The sequence below is a fragment of the Pseudomonas sp. PAMC 25886 genome, assembly GCF_000242655.1.
Lineage (GTDB): Bacteria > Pseudomonadota > Gammaproteobacteria > Pseudomonadales > Pseudomonadaceae > Aquipseudomonas.
In genome coordinates this window covers 109,052-129,360 of sequence record NZ_AHHC01000021.1, presented here as the reverse complement: position 1 = coordinate 129,360, position 20,309 = coordinate 109,052, and the positions used below count along the sequence as shown (strand labels likewise).

Here is a 20,309-nt window from a genome sequence, read left to right as displayed (position 1 = left end):
CAAATCGTTAAACTGCTGCGGCCACCCAATAATTACACTGAGGCCGTGTGCATGAAATTTCGTTTTCTTCTCTGGATGCTTGGCCTGTTGATGGGCAAAGCCAGCCGCACCAACCCTGCGTTCCAGCAGCAGTTGGGTGACAAGGACCTGGCGTTCCAGCTGCAGACCCTCGACGGCAAGGTTGCCCGTCACTTCATCGTCAAAGACCAGCGCATCACCAGCCGTTCGGGTGTTCATCCCGCGCCTGCGTTTGCTATTGCCTTCAAGGATGCCGCCTACGGCTTCGCCACGATGCAGGCAAAGAACAAGCAACTGGCGTTCATGACGGGGATTCAGGACAAGTCGATCCAGATCAAGGGCAACCCGGCACTGGTGATCTGGTTCCAGGGGTTGACCAAGTATTTGAAGCCGAAGAAAAAGCCGAAGGCTTAAGACCGAGTTGAATTCATCGCAGGCAAGCCAGCTCCCACATGTACCGCGTTTCTACAGGTAGAACCCGGTCAAATGTGGGAGCTGGCTTGCCTGCGATAGCGGTATCACAGGCGCAGATTTATCCCTGGCTGAACTGCGAAGCCAACTCCCGCAGCAACGTTTCCGCATCCAGCACTTTAGCCACCACATCCTCCGCCTTGTCCCGGGTCAGCCCCAGGCGTTCCAGCAGTTCGTCCGGGATGTCTTCATCCGGCCCGGAACCGATGCCGCGGCTGCGCAGCAAGCGCACGGCCAGGCACACCAGGTTCGGGTATTCGGCGTATTGGCCGTCGTAGGTCGGGTCGTGCTGGAAGCGCAGGGCAGTGGACAGTTCGTCCGGCATGTCCCAATAGCGCATCAACCATGCACCAATCTGCTCACGGCTGATGCCCAGCAGGTGCTGCTCGATGTAGCTGTGGCACAGGTGCGGGTTGACCTCCAGGTGCCGGCAGATCAGCGAGAAATGCGGCGGGAAGACGTGGGCCAGCAACAGGTAGCCAAAGTTATGCAGCAGGCCGGCGAGGTACGTGAGGCCGGCTTCCGGGCGCTGGGCGCGGGGCATGGCGCGGGTCAGGCCTTCGATCACGGCGGCGGTGTAGATCGACTGGTGCCAGTACGGCGTGGCCTGTTGCGGCTGGTCCTTGGGCAGGCTCAAGGTCTTGCCCAGGGCCAGGCCCAGCGCGAGGTTGATCACCAAATCAAAGCCCAGTACGCGGACGATGGCGTCTTCCACCGAGCGGATCTTGCCCGGCGAGGCGTAGTAGGGCGACGCCGCCCAGCTCACCACTTGGGCAGCCAGGGCCGGGTCGGTTTCCACCACCCCGGTGATGTCGTCGATTGTGGCGTTGGGGTCGACCCGCAGCTTGATAATTTTTTGTGCCGTGTCGGCCAGCGGTGGAATCTCGATGGTCGCTTCCAGACGCTGCTGGATGCGGCGTGCAGTGAACGCCTGCATCGCCTGGGTGATTTCCTCGCGGTCGTCGTTGGGGCGGTCGAGGTTCGGCCGGATGCTGCTCAACGGCTCGCCGAAATGCGCGGCGCTGGCCTTGGTCAGCATGCTCTTGAAGGCGTCGCTGGAAATCTCCAGCAGCAGCCCGGCCTCGCCCGAGTGAACCAGAACGGTGGGTTCACGCAGCAGGCTTTCTTCGTACAGGCACGGGGAACTGGTCAGCGGCGGCAGGCCGGGCAGCAGGCTCAGGCTGTGCTTGCCGAGCATGCGTTCGAGGCGCTCGGGGGATACGGCCGTGAGGCGCCGACCGGTCAGTTCGGCCAGGCGATTGAGGTCCAGCAACTGGTTCTGTGGAAACAGCACCATGAGTGCACCCACGGCATCATCGAGCAGTACTGCCTGAACCTTTTGCGCCGGGTTCAGGCCAGGACGTTCGGCAACTTCCGTGTAGCTGATGGCGAGCTTTGCAAGCAGCGTCCGAATCACCGAGGGTGCGGTCGGTGGGGCTGTGGCGAGGGCAACTTCTGACATGGCCTGAATCCAATTTCCTACAGTCATTGGAGTATAACCAGCTTGATACATCTGATGGTCGACTAAGTGAGTCAGCCGTCACACTTGGCCGTATTGCTGCCCGTGTCGAAGCCAGCGGTCCAGCAGTGGGCTGACATGTTCCGGCCAGCGCTCAATCAACGCCTGGGCCGCATCGCGCACGGCGGGCAGCAGGTCGGCGTCGCGCATCAGGTCAGCCACCTTGAATTGCAGCAAGCCGGTCTGACGGGTGCCGAGCATTTCGCCGGGGCCGCGCAGTTCGAGGTCTTTTTCGGCGATCACGAAACCGTCGTTGGTTTCGCGCATGATCCCCAGGCGCTGGCGGCCGATTTGTGACAGCGGCGGGTGGTACAGCAGCACGCAATGACTGGCGGCGCTGCCCCGGCCCACGCGGCCGCGTAACTGGTGCAGTTGCGCCAGACCCAGGCGCTCGGGGTTTTCGATGATCATCAGGCTGGCGTTCGGTACGTCGACGCCGACTTCGATCACCGTGGTTGCCACCAGCAATTGCAAATTGCCGGCCTTGAACTCGGCCATCACCGCGGCCTTTTCCACCGGCTTCATGCGGCCGTGGATCAGCCCGACCTTGAGCTCGCCCAAGGCGCTGGTGAGGTCTTCGTAGGTGGTTTCGGCGGCCTGGCAGGTCAGCTCTTCCGACTCTTCGATCAGCGTGCACACCCAATACGCCTGGCGGCCTTCGGCGCAGGCGCCGCGTACCCGCTCGATCACTTCTACCCTGCGGGTGTCGGTGACCAGCACGGTGTTGACCGGCGTTCGGCCCGGCGGCAGTTCGTCGAGGATCGAGGTGTCGAGGTCGGCGTAGGCGCTCATGGCCAGGGTGCGCGGGATCGGCGTGGCGGTCATGATCAACTGGTGCGGGCTCATGCGCCCGCCCACGCCTTTCTGGCGCAGGGCCAGGCGCTGTTGCACGCCGAAGCGGTGCTGCTCGTCGATGATCACCAGTGCCAGGTTCTTGAATTTCACTTCGTCCTGGAACAGCGCGTGGGTGCCCACCACCATCGGGGCGCCGGCGGCGATCTGCTCCAGGGCGGCTACGCGGTTCTTGCCCTTGAGCTTGCCGGCCAGCCATGCGACTTCCAGGCCCAGTGGTTCGAGCCAGCGCTTGAAGGTTATGAAGTGTTGTTCGGCGAGAATCTCGGTGGGCGCCATCAGCGCCACCTGATAGCCGGCTTCGAGGGCTTGCAGTGCGGCGAGGGCGGCGACCACGGTTTTACCCGCGCCTACGTCGCCCTGGATCAGCCGCAGCATCGGTTCTTTCTGGCTCAGGTCGTAGGCGATCTCATTGCCGACCCGCTGCTGGGCGCCGGTCGGTGCAAACCCCAGGTTGGCCAGGTATTGCGCAGGCAGGTGCTTGGCCTTGGGCATGGCCGGCGCACGCAGCGAACGCATGCTCTCGCGCAGGCGTTGCTGGGACAGTTGGTGGGTCAGCAGTTCTTCGAACGCCAGGCGATGTTGGGCCCAGTGATGACCGAGGGCCAACTCGTCGACGTCGGCGTCGGCCGGTGGGTGATGCAGGTAGCGGATCGCATCATCCAGCGGCGCCAGTTGGTAGTCGCGCGCCAACTCCTGCGGCAGCCAGTCGGGCAGGCTTTTCGGCCCGAGCATCGTCAGGGTTTGCATGCACAGCTGGCGCAGGCGCTGCTGGGTCAGGCCTTCGGTGAGCGGGTAGATCGGTGTGAGGGTGGTGTCGACCGGTGGCGGTTCGTCGCCGGTAATCGCGCGGTATTCCGGGTGGTAGATTTCCAGCCCCGAAGCGCCGGGCCGGGCTTCGCCATAGCAGCGCACGCGGGTGCCTCGCTTGAGGCCTTCCTTCTGAGCGTTGCTGAAATGGTAGAAGCGCAGGCTCAGGCCGCCGGTGCCGTCTTGCAGGCGCACGACCAAGCTGCGGCGCTTGCCCATCACCACGTCGGCGCCGCTGACGGTGCCTTCGACCACCGCGTCCTGCCCGGGGCGCAACTGGCCGATGGGCACCACACGGGTGCGGTCCTGATAACGCAGGGGCAGGTGGAACAATACGTCCTGGAGATTTTCCAGGCCGACCTTGGCCAATTTTTCGGCCATGGCCTCCCCGACACCCTTGAGTGCCGTCACCGACACCTGCGACAGCTCAGTCATACCGTTACTTAGCTCGCAGCAGGCGGCTTGGCCACCGAACACAGGCGGATCGAGTCGGCGAGGATTTCAATCGCCTTGGGCCGCGGGAAGCTCGCGCGCCAGGCAATCGCCACGGTACGGAACGGCACCGGCGGCGTCAGTGGGCGCACGGCGATCACGCCCGGGGCGTAGTGATGGCTGTCGACCGCCGACAGCGGCAGGATCGAGATGCCCAGGCCGGAAGCGACCATATGGCGAATGGTTTCCAGGGAACTGGATTCCACGGTGGTGTGCTTGGCGCCGTCGTTGCCCTTGGTCAGGGTCGGGCAGGCTTCCAGCACCTGGTCGCGGAAGCAGTGGCCTTCGCCCAGCAACAGCAGGCTCTTGTCGTTGAGCAGGCCGGCGTCGATGGTGTCTTTCTGCGTCCAGGGGTGGGACGCCGGCATCAGCACGTAGAACGGCTCATCGTAGAGCGGCAGGGTCAGCACGTCGGCCTCGTTGAACGGCAGGGCGATGATGATCGCGTCCAGCTCGCCGTTGCGCAGTTTGTCGCGCAGCACGTGGGTGAAGTTTTCTTCGATATACAGCGGCATCTGCGGCGCGACGCGGTGCAGTTGCGGAATCAAGTGCGGGAACAGGTACGGGCCGACGGTGTAGATGGCGCCGACTTTCAGCGGTGCGGTCAGCTGGTTCTTGCCGGCCTGGGCCAGCTCGCGAATGCTTTGGGCCTGTTCCAGGACCTTCTGGGCCTGGGCGACGATGCCTTCGCCGACGGGCGTGAGGCGCACGGCGCTTTTGCTGCGCTCGAAAATCAGCACACCGAGTTCGTCTTCAAGCTTCTTCACACCCACCGACAGCGTCGGCTGGCTGACGTGGCAACGCTCGGCCGCGTGGCCGAAATGCTGCTCTTGGGCGAGGGTAACGATGTAGCGTAATTCTGTAAGAGTCATAGCGGGCGTCCATGAGGTTGCGGGCCAAGCATACCGGCTGCAATCGATAGACGCACGTTATCAGACAGCATGGGGTTTACGACACCTGGTAATCAGGTGTCGCGTTCATGCTTTCAGCTTTGCGGGTATTTGAAGGTGAAGGTCTGGGTGAAGGGGCCCCACCATTCCGGTACGCCGGTTTCCTTGTCCACATGGTGAAAGAAGCCTTTGATTTGCGGGCTTTCATAGCGCAGTACCACGGTGTAGGTGCCGGGGCCGTCCATTTTCACGTTGTTGGCGTAGTGGGCGCCGTCTTTGGCCACCATCGGCAGCAGCGTGCCGATTTCCTTGTAGTCGGGCGAACCTTGCTTGACCAGCGAGTAGGTGATGGTCAGGTAGGGCACCCACTCACCATTGGACAGGCCGTACTTGTTGTCGGCGGTGGCATGCACATCCGTCTCGAGGTGCACCGAATCCTTGCTCATCACCATGCCAGGTGGCATGGGGGCCATTTCGATGCCCACCAGGTAGGAGGAGGCGATTTCCATGTCGTTGACCTGGACGGGCCCGCCAATCGGGTACTCGCGGGCTTGGGTCAGGGTGGAAGCGGCCAGGGCGCTGACAAGTACCAGTGCGGTGGCCAAGGGTTTGCGCAGGTGTTTCATGGTGGGGCTCCTTGGGACAGTTAACGTGATTGCGTCGGGCGTGAATGCAGCAAGCGGTTACCCAGCACCAGGAGCGCAAGGGTGACGGACCAGGCGACCAGTTGGACGCCCAGCGGCCGGTCGGTGTAGCCCACCAGCGCGGTCAGGGCGCGGCCGGTGAGGCTGGCGTCGGAGACCAGCCAGGAGGTGTCCCAGAGTTGGTAGCCCCAGGCGGGGATCAGGTCGATACCGGCGAGGATCGCGGCCGCCCGGCCCGCCATACCGGCGGCGAGCAAGGCGATCATCCAGCCGGTAATCGAAAACAGGCGCTTGAGGCTGATGGCGACCAGGCCGCGGTACATCAGCCAGGACAGCGCGGCGCCGGCGGCGATGCCGAGCACGCCACCCGCCAGCATCGACAGTGGGTCTGCCTGGCTCGACGCGGCGATGCCATAGAGGAACAGCACGATTTCCGAGCCTTCGCGCAGCACCGCTACGGTGATCACCACGGCCAGCGCCCAGAGTGATTTTTCGCCGTTGAGTACCGCATTGCCGGCGCTGCGCAGTTGGGTGGCCAGTTCGCGTCCGTGGCTGGCCATCCACAGGTTGTGCCAGCCCAGCATGACCACGGCGACCACCAGAATGGCCGCGTTGAAAATCTCCTGGCCAAAGCCCTGGAGTGCCTGGGTGATTGCGCCGGTAAAGAGCGCGAGGATCCCGGCACCCAGTACGCCGGCTGCGATCCCGCTGCCGATAAACAGCCCGCGCCGTGCCAGGCCCTGGGTGGCGGCCATCACGATGCCGACCACAATCCCGGCTTCCAGCACTTCTCGAAACACGATCAACAGACAGGCCAGCATGGCTTACTCCTTGGCCGCGACGGCAGTGACCGTGCCTTTGGCCTGGTCCGGGTGGTAGTCATCGAAGAAGGTGTAGGTGCCGGGATGCAGCGGGCCCGCAAACACCGTGACGGTGTTGCCGGGGACGATGATTTTTTCGAATTTCATGTCATAGCTTTCGAACTCATCGACGCTTTCGTCGTGGCTGGTGAGTTGAATACGAAAGCGCTCACCGGCCGGCACCTCGAAACTTGAGGGGCTGAAGGTGTGGTTTTGAATGACCAGGGTGACCAGCTGATCCGCCTGTGCAACGACGGGAAAAGCCAGCAGGACGAGAGCCAGCCGGGCAGGAGTGGGCATGCCGAATGTCCGCTAATGAGAACGATTCGCGGATGATTGGCTTTGTCTTTAAGTGTTACAAGTGAAGATCGAGTTAGATGGCGACCCGTTCAACCCTGGTTCAGGTTGCGGCAATGCGCGAGGGAGGGAGCAGCAGCCGTGGGCACCCGAGAGTGCCCACGGTGAGGGTTACCGGCGACGTTTTTCGATGTTGTAAACGAACGGCGCAACGATCTCGATGCTGCCGCCTTTCAACATGTCGGCCGGCGGCTTGGGCAGCGGCTGGGCACGACGGATCATGTCGAGGGTGGCGCGGTCCAGGTCGGCGTTGCCGGAGCGGCCCACCAACTCATAGGACAGCACGTTGCCATCGGCATCCACCACGAAACGCAAGCGGTTCAGGCCTTCCTTGCCACGCGCCTGGGCGCCTGGCGGGTACTTCTTGTACTTCTGCAGGTGGCCCAGCAGGGTACTTTCCCAGGTGGCCTTGGCCGCGATCTGCTGCGGTGAAGGGCCCGGCTGTGGCTGGGCGGATTTCTCCGTAGGCGCGTTGTTCTGCGGAGTTTCGCTCGGCGGCTCTTCGGAAGGTTTTTCCTTGGGCGGATCGGGCTTCTTCTCTACAGGCTTGGGCGGCTGTGGTTTTGGCTTGGGCTTGACCGGCTTTGGCACCTGGATCGTCGGCTTGGGTGCCTCAGCCAGTTTCGGCAATGGCAACTCTTCCACCGGCGCTGGCGGCTGTGGCGGCGTGATCACCTTCGGCGGGGCCGGAGGTGGCGGCGCCGGCATCGGTGCCAGGTCGATGACCATGGCGGCCGGTGGCAGTTGGACCATGTGTGGCGCCGACCACTGGAGCGCGATGATGATCGCGACGGCGTGGACGCCCAGCACGACGGCGAGGCTGGTGCCATAACGCGTCAGTTTGTGGCGCGTCGTGATCATTTCTTGGCTGCCGTCTCAAGTCCGACCAGGCCTACCTTGAGGTAGCCGGCTGCCCGCAGGGCATCCATCACGCTCATCAGGTCGCCGTAGTCCACGCCCTTGTCGGCCTGGAAGAAGATCGTCGTGTCTTTCTTGCCCTGGGTCTTGGCGTCGAGCACCGCGCCCAGGGTGTCGGATTTGACTTCTTCTTCGCCCAGGAACAGACGCTGGTCCGCCTTGACGCTGAGGAATATCGGTTTCTCTGGCCGTGGTGCCGGTTTCGCGCTGGAAGCGGGCAGGTCGACCTTGATGTCCACAGTGGCCAGGGGTGCAGCCACCATGAAGATGATCAGCAGCACCAGCATCACGTCGATAAACGGCGTGACGTTGATTTCGTGGTTCTCGACGAGCTCGTCGTCGCCTTGATTCAAATGCAGGCCCATGGCCGATTACCCCACTTTCACCATATGCGGTTGCGAGCTGCGCTCGGAAGGCAGGTGATCGAGGTCACGGCTGACCAGCAACAGGACTTCTGCCGAAGCGTCCGACACCTGAGCCTTGTAGCCAGCGATCGAACGGGCGAAGACGTTGTAGATGACCACCGCAGGAATCGCGGCAACCAGGCCCAGTGCGGTCGCCAGCAGGGCTTCGGCAATGCCGGGCGCCACGACGGCGAGGTTGGTGGTCTGGGTTTTGGCGATGCCGATGAAGCTGTTCATGATGCCCCATACGGTACCGAACAGGCCGACGAAGGGCGCGGTGGAACCAATGGTCGCCAGCACGCCGGTGCCGTTGCTCATGTTGCGACCGCAGGCTGCAACCAGGCGCTCAAGGCGGAAGCTGACACGTTCCTTGATGCCTTCTTTTTCACGGCTGTTGGCCGACAGGCGCATTTCTTCAAGGGCGTCGTGGACCAGCAGGTTCGCCAGGGTGCCCTTCTTCGCCGCGCTTTCGCTGGCTTCTTTCAGGGTGGTGGCTTTTTTCAGGTGGACGATTTCAGTGCGCAGGCGACGCTTGGCGCCCAGCAGCTCGAAGCCCTTGGCGATCCAGATGGTCCAGGTGATGATCGAGGCGATGGCCAGGCCGATCATCACGATCTTCACGATGATGTCAGCGTTCTGGTACATGCCCCAGGGCGACAGGTCGTGGGCCATGCCCAGGCTGTTGTCTTCTTCCAGTACGACGCCGGAGTCGTCAGCCGGAGCACCTTCGGCGGCCGGGGCCGGGTCGGTGGCAGCAGCCGGTGCAGCAGCAGGCGCCGCAGCGTTTTGCTCGTGGGCTGGCGCGGTCGCAGCAGGCTGTGTAGCCGGGGCGGTGTTATCGGCGAACGCGGCGGTCGGTGCCAGCAGAACGCTGAACAGCACTGCAGCAATCGCACGCCAGGCGCGGGATGGGCTGTGAGGCTTGGTTGGCGAAGCGGGGGATGTATTGCGTGTCATGCTGGCCGGACCTGAGAGAAAAAAATGAGTGATCGTCCTTCCAGACCGTAACGGGTCGAGGACAAATGGGCGGTTATTATTGCAAGTAATTCTTGTTAACAGAAGTAATACAGTTACTTTATTTGTCGTTTTGCTGGCCGCTGGTCATGTGCGGGGGCTAATCTTGACCTTTAAGAACGGAGTTTTGTGATGTCTGCGCCTTCTGTGGTGATTGCCGGTTGCGGCGATGTCGGTAGCCGTCTGGCCACCCAATTGCTGGCCCAGGGCTGGGAGGTTCATGGCCTGCGCCGGGATATCTCGCGCCTTCCCAAGGGTGTTATCGGGATTGCCGGCGACCTGTTCAATGAAGACTGCCCCGACACCTGGCCGGTGGGCGGGGTGGATTACCTGGTGTATTGCGCGGCGGCCACCGATCACGACGAAGCCGGCTATCGCGCAGCGTACGTGCAAGGGTTGCAACATGTGCTGGAGTGGTTGAACGACTACGGCCAGGCGCCCAGGCATTTGCTGTTTGTATCCAGCAGCAGTGTGTACGGGCAGCAGAACGGTGAGTGGGTCGACGAAAACTCCGAGACCCAGGCGGGCGGTTATTCCGGACAAGTCATGCTGGAAGCCGAGAAAGTGGCATTGAACAGCGGCATTCCCGCCAGCGTCGTGCGCCTGACCGGCATCTATGGCCCCGGCCGCGAGTGGCTGCTGAGCCAGGTGCGCCAGGGCTATCGCGTGGCGATTGACCCACCTTTATATGGCAACCGCATTCACGCGGATGACGCTGCGGGTTTGCTGGCGTTTTTGCTGCAGCACGTGGAGCAGGGCGGTGTGCTGGATAAATGCTACATCGGCGTCGATGACGCTCCGGCACCGCTGGCCGACGTGGTGGGCTGGTTGCGCGAGTACCTTGGCGTGACCGAATGGGCCGAGAACGCCAGCGTACGCCGGGCGGGCAGCAAGCAGTGCAGTAATGCCCGGGCCAAGGCGTTGGGTTGGGTGCCACGTTATCCAAGTTATCGCGAAGGGTATGCGGCCATTCTCGAGGGTTGATGGCGTTACTGTTTTTCCAGCAGCCACTGGCGTGGGCCTGGAGTGAGCTGGGGGATTTCGTCGGGCCGGGACAGGTTGATCGCCTTGAGAATCTCGAGTCGTTTGCCGTAGCGGACGAAAATCCAGCCGTCGCCGACATCGCCCTTGCCCAGGTAGAGGGTGTCATTGCCAGCGCCCTGGGTGGCGCAATCGCCGCCCAGGCACAGCTCGTACCGGTCGTTTTGCGCCAGGCCTGACACGGTGCCATCCGCCGTGAACATTACGATGTTGCCGATGCCTTGGCCTTCAATGATTTTCCATTGGCCGCCCATATAGGCTGAGTTCAGCGCCTGCCGGAAGGTTGTGCCCCACTTCGCTCCCGCGGGAGCTGGCGGGTCAGGGCGTATAAACACTTGCCCGGCGTAACGTTCTGTGGGGAGCTGGATCAACTGCTTGCCATCCGATCGAAGCTCGTCGGCGCCATGGCCGTTGTAGTCGACGGTCCATGCGCCCGGCGCCTTCGGCAGCAACTGACCTTCGCCCAGCTCGAACGCATTGCTGACTTGTGCCTTGCCGTTGCGGGTGTCGATGTTCCATTCCAGGTTCATGCCGTGAGCATCAAGGGCTCGCAGCAAGGGCCTGCCTTGGGCGGCTGAGTCGATGGCGGCCTGGTTGATCCACAGCCCGCTGATGTCGGGCGTTTGCGGCGGGTGAGTGCAGCCGCCCAGCAGGATCAGGCTAAGGACAAGTAATGTGCGCATGGGGGCAGTCTGCATAAGGTGGAAAGCGAGGCCGCAGACTAAAGAAAAAGGAGCCCGTGGGCTCCTTTGTTCTGTATCACTGTTTTTCCAGCAACCACTGCCGCGGTCCCGGGGTAAACGAGGGCACCTCGTCGGCCTGGGCGGTATTGATCGCCTGGAAGATTTCCAGTTGCTTGCCCTTGCGCGCAAAGATCCACGGGTTGCCCTGGCCGTTCAGTTGCAGCCAGATGCTGTCGTAGCCGCCGCTCATGGAGGCGCAATCACCTGCCAGGCACAGCGAGTACTGATCGGCACCCGGCAGGCCGGTTACCTGGCCATTGGGCTGGAACTGCACCGTCGCGCCTTCGCCATTGCCGCTGCTGATCTTCCAGGTGCCGCCCATATAGGCGGCGTACAGGGTACGCTCGAAGTTGGCGCCCAGCGGCGCGCCTTCGGGGGCGGGGTCCTTGGCACGGGCGAACAGTTGCTCGGGCTCGTTATCATTGGCCCCTTGCAGCAGTTGTTTGCCTTTACGCTTGAGTTCGGTGGCGGAGCCGCCGTAGAAATCGACGCTCCAGGCGCCGGATTTTTCACCCAGCAACTTGCCTTCAGCTACTTCAAAACCGTTGTAGTAGCGGGCCTGGGATGCTTTGGTGTTCACCTCCCATTCGAGGTTCGGACCATAGCTCTGCAGGGCTTCACGCAAAGGGCCGCCCTTGGCTGCCGCATCGATGGCGGCCTGGTTGATCCAGGTGCCGCTCACATCCAGGTCGGCGGGATTGCTGGCGCAGCCGCCGAGCAGCAGGGCGAGCAACGAAGAGGCAACGAGCGCTTTGCGCATTACGAAATCCTTCCAAGAACCAATTCGGCGCAGCCTTCCCGAGGAAGCGCTGCGCCGGATGTTTTACTCGATGACCAGAATGGCGTCCATCTCAACCTGCGCGCCCTTTGGCAGGGCGGCAACGCCGATGGCGGCGCGGGCTGGGTACGGTTGTTCGAAGTACTTGCCCATGATCTCGTTGACCTTGGCGAAGTGGCTCAGGTCGGTGAGGAAGATGTTCAGTTTGACGATGTCCTTGAACGAACCGCCTGCGGCTTCGGCCACCGACTTCAGGTTTTCGAAGACCTGGATGGTTTGGGCTTCAAAGCCTTCAACCAGCTCCATGGTTTTTGGGTCCAGTGGAATCTGGCCGGACATGTAGACGGTATTGCCCGCCTTGATCGCCTGGGAATAAGTACCGATTGCTGCTGGTGCCTTGTCGCTGGTGATAACAGTCTTGGTCATGAATGACTCCTTGTAATGGATGGGCTAGGCGCGCATGCGGGTGATGCGGATGACCCCGGTCAGGGCGCGCAGTTTCTTGATCACGCGGGCCAGGTGCACGCGGTCGTGCACGCTGACCACCAGTTGGACCACGCTGATGCGGCCATCGCGTTCGTCCATGCTGATTTTCTCGATATTGCCGTCGGCCGCATTGACGCTGCTGGCCAGCAGGGCGATCAGGCCGCGCTGATGTTCCAGTTCGACCCGCAGCTCGACGTTGAATTCGCCGGTGACATCCTTGGCCCACGAAAGCTGGATGCATTTCTCGGGGTTGTGGCGGATTTCACTGATATTGCGGCAGTTGTCCAGGTGCACCACCATGCCCTTGCCCGCAGACAGGTGGCCGACAATCGGGTCGCCGGGGATCGGCGTGCAGCACTTGGCGTAGCTGAGCACCAAACCTTCGGTACCGCGAATCGCCAGCGGGCCTTCGGGGCTTGGCAATTGTTCGCCTTCGCCCAGCAGGCGGCGGGCGACCACATAGGCCATGCGGTTGCCCAGGCCGATGTCTTCCAGCAAGTCTTCGATCAGTTCCTGGCGGTACTCGTGGAGCATCGCCTGCACGCGCTCGGCCGGGATCTTGTCCAGGGAGCTGTCGAAGCCGTTGAGCACCTTGTTCAGCAGGCGTTCGCCCAGGCTGATGGACTCGGAGCGGCGCTGCAGTTTCAGGGCGTGACGGATGTGGGTGCGGGCCTTGCCGGTGACCACAAAGTTGAGCCAGGCCGGGTTCGGGCGTGCGCCCGGTGCGCTGACGATCTCCACCGTGGAACCGCTTTGCAGCGGTTCCGACAGCGGGGCCAGTCGACGATTGATCCGACAGGCTATGCAGCTGTTGCCCACGTCGGTGTGCACCGCGTAGGCAAAGTCGACCGCCGTGGAGCCTTTGGGCAGCTCCATGATCCGGCCTTTGGGCGTGAATACGTAGACCTCGTCCGGGAACAGGTCGATCTTCACACTTTCGATAAATTCGAGGGAGTTGCCGGCACGTTGCTGCATTTCCAGCACGCCCTTGACCCACTGGCGGGCGCGGGCATGGGTGCCTTTGGGCTGCTCGTCGCCGGTGGATTTGTACAGCCAATGGGCGGCGATACCGTTGTTGGCCATCTCTTCCATTTCGCGGGTGCGGATCTGGATCTCGATCGGCACCCCGTGCATGCCAAACAGCGTGGTATGCAGCGACTGATAGCCGTTGGCCTTGGGAATCGCGATGTAGTCCTTGAAGCGTCCCGGCAGGGGTTTGTACAAATTATGTACAGCGCCCAGCACGCGGTAGCAGGTATCGACCTTGTCGACGATGATCCGGAACGCATACACGTCCATGATTTCGTTGAAGGCCCGACGCTTGCCGCGCATCTTCTTGTAGATGCCGTAGATGTGTTTCTGCCGGCCGCTGACTTCGCCCTCGATCTCATCGATCGCCAGGCAATGGCTCAGGGACTCTTCGATCTTGTTGACGATTTCCTTGCGATTGCCCCGGGCGCGTTTGACCGCCTGGTAGATGCGTGCGGAACGCATCGGGTGCATGGCTTTGAAGCCGAGGTCTTCGAACTCGATACGAATGGCGTGCATGCCCAGCCGGTTGGCGATGGGCGCGTAGATTTCCAGGGTTTCCTTGGCGATGCGCCGGCGTTTTTCGCCGGACAGCACTTCCAGCGTGCGCATGTTGTGCAGCCGGTCGGCCAGCTTGACCAGGATCACCCGGATGTCCCGGGCCATGGCCATGGCCATCTTCTGGAAGTTTTCCGCCTGGGCTTCGGCCTTGGTCTCGAAGTTCATCTGGGTCAGTTTGCTGACCCCGTCGACCAGTTCGGCCACGGTTTCGCCAAATTGCGCACTGAGCGCTTCCTTGGCAATGCCGGTGTCTTCGATCACGTCATGCAGCATCGCAGCCATCAGGCTCTGATGGTCCATGTGCATGTCGGCAAGAATATTTGCCACCGCAAGAGGATGGGTGACATACGCCTCGCCACTGCGGCGGCGTTGGCCGTCGTGGGCTTGTTCGGCGTAGAAATACGCTCGGCGGACCAGGTTGACCTGGTCTGGGCCGAGGTAGGTCGATAAGCGATCGGCGAGGGCGTCTATGCTCGGCAAAGTATTAACTCCTGCCGTTGGCTGTGACCCCGCGCCGTGCTACGTCGACCAGGCATAGGCTTAGACGGCCTCGTTGGACTCGTCCTCGAACGCTGCAAACAGCGGTTCGTCTTCAACGATTTCGGCGTTGGCGATGAACTCGTAGCTCATCAGGCCTTCAGCGATTTCACGCAGGGCTACAACGGTAGGCTTGTCGTTTTCCCACTGGACCAGGGGCTCTTTGCCGCCAGTGGCCAGTTGACGGGCACGCTTGGTAGAGAGCATGACCAGCTCAAAGCGGTTATCCACGTGTTCTAGGCAGTCTTCAACGGTTACGCGGGCCATGGTATTCCTCGGAGCGAATGCAATATGCGCGCTGCCCGGTTGGGCGAGCGGACTGAACAGTTTAAAAAATCACCAGCGTTTAGGGAAGCGCTGATTTTTCGCAGGCCATCGCAAACGCGCTACAAGTGCCAATGTAAAGCCCTTGCAGCGGTTTTGGGAAGAGCCAATCAGCCGAGCAGTTCGGCCAATAATTTACCGAAACGCTGCTGCTGACGCTTTTGCTGGAGCTGATTGGTGCGGAAAATCGCTTTCAAATCGTCCAGGGCGTGGGCGAAATCGTCGTTGATGATCAGGTAGTCGTAGTCGACGTAGTGGCTCATTTCACTGACGGCTTCGCGCATGCGGCCTTCGATGATCTCGTCGCTGTCCTGCCCACGGTTGGTCAGGCGCTGGTGCAACGCTTCCAGCGACGGCGGCAGGATGAAGATCGAGCGGGCTTTGGGCATCAGCTGGCGCACTTGCTCGGCGCCCTGCCAGTCGATTTCCAGGATCAGGTCGTGGCCTTCGTCCAGAGTCTGCTGCAGATGGCTTTGCGAGGTGCCGTAGAGGTTGCCGAACACTTCGGCGCGCTCGAGGAAATCACCGTGCTCGATCATCTTCACGAACTCGGTGCGCTCGACGAAATGGTAGTGCACGCCGTTCACTTCACCCGGGCGCATGGCGCGAGTGGTGTGCGACACCGAGATGCGGATCTGCTCGTCAGCATCGGTCAGGGCTTTGACCAGGCTGCTTTTGCCCGCGCCCGATGGGGCGGAAATGATGTAGAGGGTGCCGGTGCTGTGGGTCATGTCAGGGTGCCTTACTCGATATTCTGTACTTGTTCGCGCATTTGCTCGATCAACACTTTGAGGTTGACCGCAGCCTGTGTGCTGCGCGGATCAAAGGCTTTGGAGCCCAGTGTATTGGCTTCGCGGTTGAGTTCCTGCATCAGGAAGTCCAGGCGCCGACCAGCGGCACCGGCTGATTTGAGTACGCGGCGCACTTCCAGGATGTGGGTGCTCAGGCGGTCGAGTTCTTCGGCGACGTCGCTCTTTTGGGCCAGCAGGACCATCTCTTGCTCAAGGCGCACCGGATCCAGCTCGGCCTGCATGTCGGTGAAGCGGTCCAGGACCTTCTGGCGCTGGGTGGCAAGCATCTGCGGCACCAGTTCGCGCAGGGTCACCACGTCTTCTTCGATGGACGTCAGGCGGTCGCTGATCAGGCGGGCCAGTTCGGCGCCTTCGCGCTCACGGCCGGCCTTGAGTTCCTTCAGGCCCTGGTTGAACAGCGCCAGGGCTTCGGCATTCAGGGCTTGCGGGTCGGTGGCGTCGGCCACCAGCACGCCGGGCCAGGCCAGCACTTCCAGGGGGTTGATGGCGGCAGGCTGCTTGATCAGGCCGGCGATGGTTTCGGCGGCGGCGACCAGTTGAGCGGCGCGCTCGCGATCGACCTGCAGCGGCTTGCCGGTGGTTTCCTCGGTAAAGCGCAGGGTGCATTCCAGCTTGCCGCGGGAGATGCCCTGGCGCAGCGCTTCACGGACCGCGCCTTCAAGGTCGCGAAACGACTCCGGCAGGCGCAGGTGCGGCTCCAGGTAGCGGCTGTTGACCGAGCGCAATTCCCAGCTCAGGGTGCCTTGGACGCCGGCTTTTTCGACGCGGGCGAAGGCGGTCATGCTGTGCACCATGGAGGTACCTCGCGATGCAGTCCCGCAAACGGGCGGGCTGATGGGTAGATTGAAGCCGACAGGCTGCGAAGGCGCAGGATTGTAGCTCAACGGGAAGGGTGTCCCCAAACAGTGGCTTCGCTGCCCGGGTTTGTAACAGGATTTTTTAGCCGTGCCGATCAGGGCTGGCGGCTCTATAATGCTCGGCAGTTTTTCGTCCTCCGTACAGGTATCCCCTATGAAACGTCCAAGTGGTCGCGCTGCCGATCAGCTCCGCTCGATCCGCATCACCCGCAACTACACCAAACACGCCGAGGGATCTGTACTGGTCGAGTTTGGCGATACCAAGGTTATCTGCACCGTCAGCGTCGAAAACGGCGTGCCGCGTTTCCTTAAAGGCCAGGGCCAGGGTTGGTTGACCGCCGAGTACGGCATGCTGCCGCGTGCCACCGGCGAGCGTAACCAGCGTGAAGCCAGCCGTGGCAAGCAAGGCGGCCGCACCCTCGAAATCCAGCGCCTGATCGGCCGTTCCCTGCGCGCTGCGCTGGACATGTCCAAGCTGGGCGACGTGACCTTGTACGTCGACTGCGACGTGATCCAGGCCGACGGCGGCACCCGCACCGCGTCCATTACCGGCGCCATGGTTGCCCTGGTCGATGCGCTCAAGGTCATCAAGAAACGTGGCGGCCTGAAAGGTGGCGATCCGCTCAAGCAGATGATCGCTGCGGTGTCGGTTGGCATGTATCAGGGCGAGCCTGTGCTGGATCTGGACTATCTTGAAGATTCGGCTGCCGAGACCGACCTGAACGTGGTGATGACCAGCACCGGTGGTTTCATCGAAGTGCAGGGCACCGCCGAAGGCGCGCCATTCCAGCCGGCGGACCTGAATGCCATGCTGGCACTGGCCCAGAAAGGCATGACCGAGATCTTCGAACTGCAGAACGCCGCATTGGCCGACTGATTCAACCCCAAGGAGCTACGCCATGAGTGACAGTCAACTTCCACTGCCGACACCGTCCAAGGAAGTTCGCCAGTGGGCGATGCTCTGTCACTTCGCGGCGTTCTTCGGGTTGATGTTCCCGTTCGGCAGCCTGCTGGGGCCTTTGATCCTGTGGCAGGTGAAGAAGGACGCGGACCCGTTCATCGATGACCAGGGCAAGGAAGCGCTGAACTTCCAGATCACCGTGGGCATTGCCTGGGCGGTCTGCTTCCTGCTGGGCTTCATCGTGATCGGCTTCGTGTTGATGACCGTCCTGGTGATCGGCGCGGTGGTGATGACGATCATTGCGGGCATCAAGGCCAACAAAGGCGTGGCTTATCGTTATCCGTGGACGTTGCGGTTGATCAAATAACCACCGCCCACAAAAAAACCGACAGCGATGTCGGTTTTTTTGTGCCTGGAAAAAGACCTTAGATGGTCAGTGTCCAGTCGTAGTCCACGATCAGCGGCGCGTGCTGCGAGAAGCGCGGCTGGCGTGGCAGGCGTGCACTGCGCACAAAGCGGCGCAGGCCCGGGGTCAGCAGCTGATAGTCAAAACGCCAGCCCAGGTTGAGCATCTCGGCCTGTTCGTTATCCGGCCACCAGCTGTACTGGTCGCCTTCGCGGCTGACTTCCCGCAGGGCATCGACATAGCCCATGTTGCCGACAATCTCGTCCATCCAGGCCCGTTCCGGCGCCAGGAAACCCGGGGATTGCTGGCTGTCGCGCCAGTTCTTGATATCCAGCTTCTGTTGCGCCACGTACAGCGAGCCACAGTAAATGTACTCGCGACGTTTGCGCCGCTGTTTATCCAGATAACGGGCGAAATCGTCCATTAGCTTGAACTTCTGGTTCAAGTCTTCATCGCCATTCTGCCCTGATGGAAGCAGCAAGGTCGCGATGCTGACCTTATCGAAATCGGCTTGCAGGTAGCGCCCGTAGCGGTCGGCTGTCTCGAAGCCGAGGCCGCTGATGACCGCCTTGGGTTGCAACCGCGAATACAAAGCCACGCCACCTTGGGTGGGAACTTCGGCATCACAGGCATAAAGGAAGTAGCCATCCAGTTGGAAGGCTGGGTCGTCCAGTTCAAAGGCGGAGGCGCGGGTGTCCTGCAGGCAGATGACGTCGGCATTCTGGGCTTGCAGCCAACTGAGCAAACCACGCTCGACTGCAGCCTGAATACCATTGACGTTCACACTGATGATCCGCATAAATGGCCCCAAAAATCGCGTGCGTGTATGATACACGCCGTCTACCTAATTAGCTAAATCCGTGGTATCTGAGGCTTTTTTCATGCAGGCGTATCAACGCGATTTCATTCGTTTTGCCATCGATCGCGGCGTATTGCGCTTCGGTGAGTTCACCCTGAAGTCCGGGCGCACCAGCCCTTACTTCTTCAATGCCGGCCTTTTCAACTCGGGTTCTGCCCTGGCGCAGCTGGGTCGTTTCTATGCGGCCGCCATCGTTGAAAGCGGTATTTCCTTCGACGTGCTGTTCGGCCCGGCCTACAAAGGCATTCCCCTGGCCGCCGCGACTGCCGTGGCGTTGGCTGAACATCACGGGCAGGATCTGCCATGGTGTTTCAACCGCAAGGAAGCCAAGGCCCACGGCGAAGGCGGCAGCCTGGTGGGCGCACCGCTCAAGGGCGACGTGCTGATCATCGACGACGTCATCACCGCCGGCACGGCGATTCGCGAAGTGATGCAAATCATCGCTTCCCAGGACGGCGCCAAGGCAGCCGGCGTGTTGATCGCGCTGAACCGTCAGGAGCGCGGCAACGGTGAATTGTCGGCGATCCAGGAAGTGGAACGTGATTTTGGCATTCCTGTCGTGAGCATCGTGTCCCTGAACCAGGTGCTGCAGTTCCTGGAAGATGACCCGCAGCTCAAGCAGCATCTGCCGGCGGTTAAGGCCTATCGCGAGCAGTTCGGCGTTTGATGTTTCTGTAGGAGTCGGGCTTGCCCGCGATGGCATCACCTCGGTACAACTGATTTACCGAGGTGCTTGCATCGCAGGCAAGCCAGCTCCCACAAAAAAGGCCCCGTTCAATCTGGTTGAACGGGGCCTTTTGTTTTCTGCGTTTAAGGGCGCTTGCGATTGCTGATCAGGGTACCCACACCGGTGTCGGTGAAGATTTCCAGCAGGATCGCATTCGGAACCCGGCCGTCCAGGATCAACGAACTGCCGACGCCGCCTTGTACCGCTTCCAGTGCGCAGCGGATCTTCGGCAGCATGCCGCCGTAGATGGTGCCGTCGGCGATCAGGTCGTCCACTTGCTGGGTCGTCAGGCCGGTCAATACCTTGCCTTCCTTGTCCATCAAGCCGGCGATGTTGGTGAGCAGCATCAGCTTCTCGGCCTTCAACGCCTCGGCCACCTTGCCGGCCACCAGGTCGGCGTTGATGTTGTAGGACTCACCGTTGGCACCGACGCCGATTGGCGCAATCACCGGAATGAAATCGCCTTTCACCAGCAGGTTCAGCAGGTCGGTGTTGATGCCGATCACTTCGCCCACCTGGCCGATGTCGATGATTTCCGGCTGGGTCATCTCCGGGGTCTTGCGGGTTACGGTGAGCTTCTTCGCCCGGATCAGCTCGGCGTCCTTGCCGGTCAGGCCGATGGCGCTGCCGCCGTGGCGGTTGATCAGGTTGACGATGTCTTTGTTCACCTGGCCGCCGAGGACCATCTCCACCACGTCCATGGTCTGGGCGTCGGTTACGCGCATGCCGTCGATGAAGTGACTCTCGATGGACAGGCGCTTGAGCAGGTCACCGATTTGCGGGCCGCCACCGTGCACCACCACCGGGTTGATCCCGACGGCTTTCATCAACACGATGTCGCGGGCAAAGCCGGTTTTCAGCTCGTCGCTTTCCATGGCATTGCCGCCGTACTTGATCACCAGCGTCTTGCCGACGTAGCGTCGAATGTAAGGCAACGCTTCGGAAAGGACCTTGGCGGTGTTGGCGGCGGCTTCGCGTTCGAGGGTCATTCAGGGCTCC

The 20,309-nt window shown here is 61.7% G+C and carries 23 protein-coding genes; 5 read left to right on the top strand and 18 right to left on the bottom strand.

The window, feature by feature from the left end; translation table 11 throughout:
* The first annotated feature begins 51 nt into the window (after nt 1–51).
* Nucleotides 52–432: a hypothetical protein gene (locus tag MUM_RS0106345; RefSeq protein ID WP_010168229.1), complete on the top strand. Its 381-nt coding sequence runs from the start codon at nt 52–54 to the stop codon at nt 430–432.
* Between the two features lie 118 nt (nt 433–550).
* On the opposite strand, the gene MUM_RS0106340 is transcribed toward MUM_RS0106345, so the two are convergent.
* From MUM_RS0106340 to exbB, 9 genes are all read right to left on the bottom strand, one after another.
* Entirely contained in the window at nt 551–1,951 is a 1,401-nt protein-coding gene (locus tag MUM_RS0106340; RefSeq protein WP_010168226.1) for an aminoacyl-tRNA deacylase and HDOD domain-containing protein, read from the bottom strand.
* 78 nt (nt 1,952–2,029) lie between these two features.
* Complete coding sequence (gene recG, locus MUM_RS0106335; protein ID WP_010168224.1) at nt 2,030–4,105, bottom strand: ATP-dependent DNA helicase RecG; 2,076 nt, start codon at nt 4,103–4,105, stop codon at nt 2,030–2,032.
* Nucleotides 4,106–4,113: 8 nt separating this feature from the next.
* Nucleotides 4,114–5,034 carry a hydrogen peroxide-inducible genes activator gene (locus tag MUM_RS0106330; RefSeq protein ID WP_003213305.1) on the bottom strand — a complete coding sequence of 307 codons (921 nt, stop codon included), beginning with the start codon at nt 5,032–5,034 and terminating at the stop codon, nt 4,114–4,116.
* A gap of 113 nt (nt 5,035–5,147) precedes the next feature.
* On the bottom strand, nt 5,148–5,678 hold the full coding sequence (locus MUM_RS0106325) for an iron transporter (RefSeq protein WP_010168221.1): 531 nt from the start codon (nt 5,676–5,678) through the stop codon (nt 5,148–5,150).
* A 20-nt stretch (nt 5,679–5,698) separates the two neighbouring features.
* Nucleotides 5,699–6,517 carry an FTR1 family iron permease gene (locus MUM_RS0106320; RefSeq protein WP_010168219.1) on the bottom strand — a complete coding sequence of 273 codons (819 nt, stop codon included), beginning with the start codon at nt 6,515–6,517 and terminating at the stop codon, nt 5,699–5,701.
* Nucleotides 6,518–6,520: 3 nt separating this feature from the next.
* Nucleotides 6,521–6,856 carry a cupredoxin domain-containing protein gene (locus MUM_RS0106315; RefSeq protein ID WP_010168217.1) on the bottom strand — a complete coding sequence of 112 codons (336 nt, stop codon included), beginning with the start codon at nt 6,854–6,856 and terminating at the stop codon, nt 6,521–6,523.
* 168 nt (nt 6,857–7,024) lie between these two features.
* The gene (locus MUM_RS0106310; RefSeq protein ID WP_003213297.1) at nt 7,025–7,774 is read right to left on the bottom strand and encodes a TonB family protein; all 750 of its coding nucleotides are present in this window, start codon (nt 7,772–7,774) and stop codon (nt 7,025–7,027) included.
* A complete protein-coding gene (gene exbD, locus MUM_RS0106305; RefSeq protein WP_003213296.1) occupies nt 7,771–8,196 on the bottom strand; it encodes a TonB system transport protein ExbD in 426 nt (141 codons plus the stop codon). The genes MUM_RS0106310 and exbD overlap by 4 nt, the downstream gene beginning before the upstream one ends.
* A gap of 6 nt (nt 8,197–8,202) precedes the next feature.
* Complete coding sequence (exbB, locus tag MUM_RS0106300; RefSeq protein ID WP_029615785.1) at nt 8,203–9,192, bottom strand: tonB-system energizer ExbB; 990 nt, start codon at nt 9,190–9,192, stop codon at nt 8,203–8,205.
* Between the two features lie 189 nt (nt 9,193–9,381).
* Between exbB and MUM_RS0106295 the strand changes: the two genes are divergently transcribed.
* On the top strand, nt 9,382–10,233 hold the full coding sequence (locus MUM_RS0106295) for an SDR family oxidoreductase (RefSeq protein ID WP_010168214.1): 852 nt from the start codon (nt 9,382–9,384) through the stop codon (nt 10,231–10,233).
* A 5-nt stretch (nt 10,234–10,238) separates the two neighbouring features.
* Here MUM_RS0106295 and MUM_RS0106290 read toward each other — a convergent pair whose 3' ends face one another.
* The 7 genes from MUM_RS0106290 to MUM_RS0106260 form a co-directional block, all read right to left on the bottom strand.
* Nucleotides 10,239–10,973, bottom strand: a complete 735-nt coding sequence (locus MUM_RS0106290; RefSeq protein WP_010168211.1) for a hypothetical protein — start codon at nt 10,971–10,973, stop codon at nt 10,239–10,241.
* A gap of 76 nt (nt 10,974–11,049) precedes the next feature.
* Nucleotides 11,050–11,793: a hypothetical protein gene (locus tag MUM_RS0106285; protein WP_010168209.1), complete on the bottom strand. Its 744-nt coding sequence runs from the start codon at nt 11,791–11,793 to the stop codon at nt 11,050–11,052.
* Between the two features lie 63 nt (nt 11,794–11,856).
* The gene (locus MUM_RS0106280) at nt 11,857–12,237 is read right to left on the bottom strand and encodes a RidA family protein (RefSeq protein WP_003213288.1); all 381 of its coding nucleotides are present in this window, start codon (nt 12,235–12,237) and stop codon (nt 11,857–11,859) included.
* Between the two features lie 24 nt (nt 12,238–12,261).
* Nucleotides 12,262–14,367, bottom strand: coding sequence for a bifunctional GTP diphosphokinase/guanosine-3',5'-bis pyrophosphate 3'-pyrophosphohydrolase (gene spoT, locus MUM_RS0106275; RefSeq protein WP_008439435.1), 2,106 nt, complete (start codon nt 14,365–14,367; stop codon nt 12,262–12,264).
* Nucleotides 14,368–14,427: 60 nt separating this feature from the next.
* Complete coding sequence (rpoZ, locus tag MUM_RS0106270) at nt 14,428–14,691, bottom strand: DNA-directed RNA polymerase subunit omega (protein ID WP_003176920.1); 264 nt, start codon at nt 14,689–14,691, stop codon at nt 14,428–14,430.
* A gap of 167 nt (nt 14,692–14,858) precedes the next feature.
* Entirely contained in the window at nt 14,859–15,479 is a 621-nt protein-coding gene (gene gmk / locus MUM_RS0106265) for a guanylate kinase (protein ID WP_010168203.1), read from the bottom strand.
* Between the two features lie 11 nt (nt 15,480–15,490).
* The gene (locus tag MUM_RS0106260; protein ID WP_010168202.1) at nt 15,491–16,354 is read right to left on the bottom strand and encodes a YicC/YloC family endoribonuclease; all 864 of its coding nucleotides are present in this window, start codon (nt 16,352–16,354) and stop codon (nt 15,491–15,493) included.
* Between the two features lie 217 nt (nt 16,355–16,571).
* Between MUM_RS0106260 and rph the strand changes: the two genes are divergently transcribed.
* Both rph and MUM_RS0106250 read left to right on the top strand, forming a co-directional pair.
* Complete coding sequence (gene rph, locus MUM_RS0106255) at nt 16,572–17,294, top strand: ribonuclease PH (RefSeq protein WP_003213280.1); 723 nt, start codon at nt 16,572–16,574, stop codon at nt 17,292–17,294.
* 22 nt (nt 17,295–17,316) lie between these two features.
* Complete coding sequence (locus MUM_RS0106250) at nt 17,317–17,685, top strand: DUF4870 domain-containing protein (RefSeq protein WP_003213278.1); 369 nt, start codon at nt 17,317–17,319, stop codon at nt 17,683–17,685.
* A 58-nt stretch (nt 17,686–17,743) separates the two neighbouring features.
* Here MUM_RS0106250 and MUM_RS0106245 read toward each other — a convergent pair whose 3' ends face one another.
* Nucleotides 17,744–18,523 (bottom strand): exodeoxyribonuclease III, encoded by a 780-nt coding sequence (locus tag MUM_RS0106245; protein ID WP_003195493.1) that lies wholly within the window; start codon nt 18,521–18,523, stop codon nt 17,744–17,746.
* A gap of 82 nt (nt 18,524–18,605) precedes the next feature.
* Between MUM_RS0106245 and pyrE the strand changes: the two genes are divergently transcribed.
* On the top strand, nt 18,606–19,250 hold the full coding sequence (gene pyrE, locus MUM_RS0106240; RefSeq protein WP_010168197.1) for an orotate phosphoribosyltransferase: 645 nt from the start codon (nt 18,606–18,608) through the stop codon (nt 19,248–19,250).
* 143 nt (nt 19,251–19,393) lie between these two features.
* Here the strand turns inward: pyrE and argB are convergent, their stop codons facing one another.
* On the bottom strand, nt 19,394–20,299 hold the full coding sequence (gene argB, locus MUM_RS0106235) for an acetylglutamate kinase (RefSeq protein ID WP_003213275.1): 906 nt from the start codon (nt 20,297–20,299) through the stop codon (nt 19,394–19,396).
* Nucleotides 20,300–20,309 lie beyond the last annotated feature (10 nt).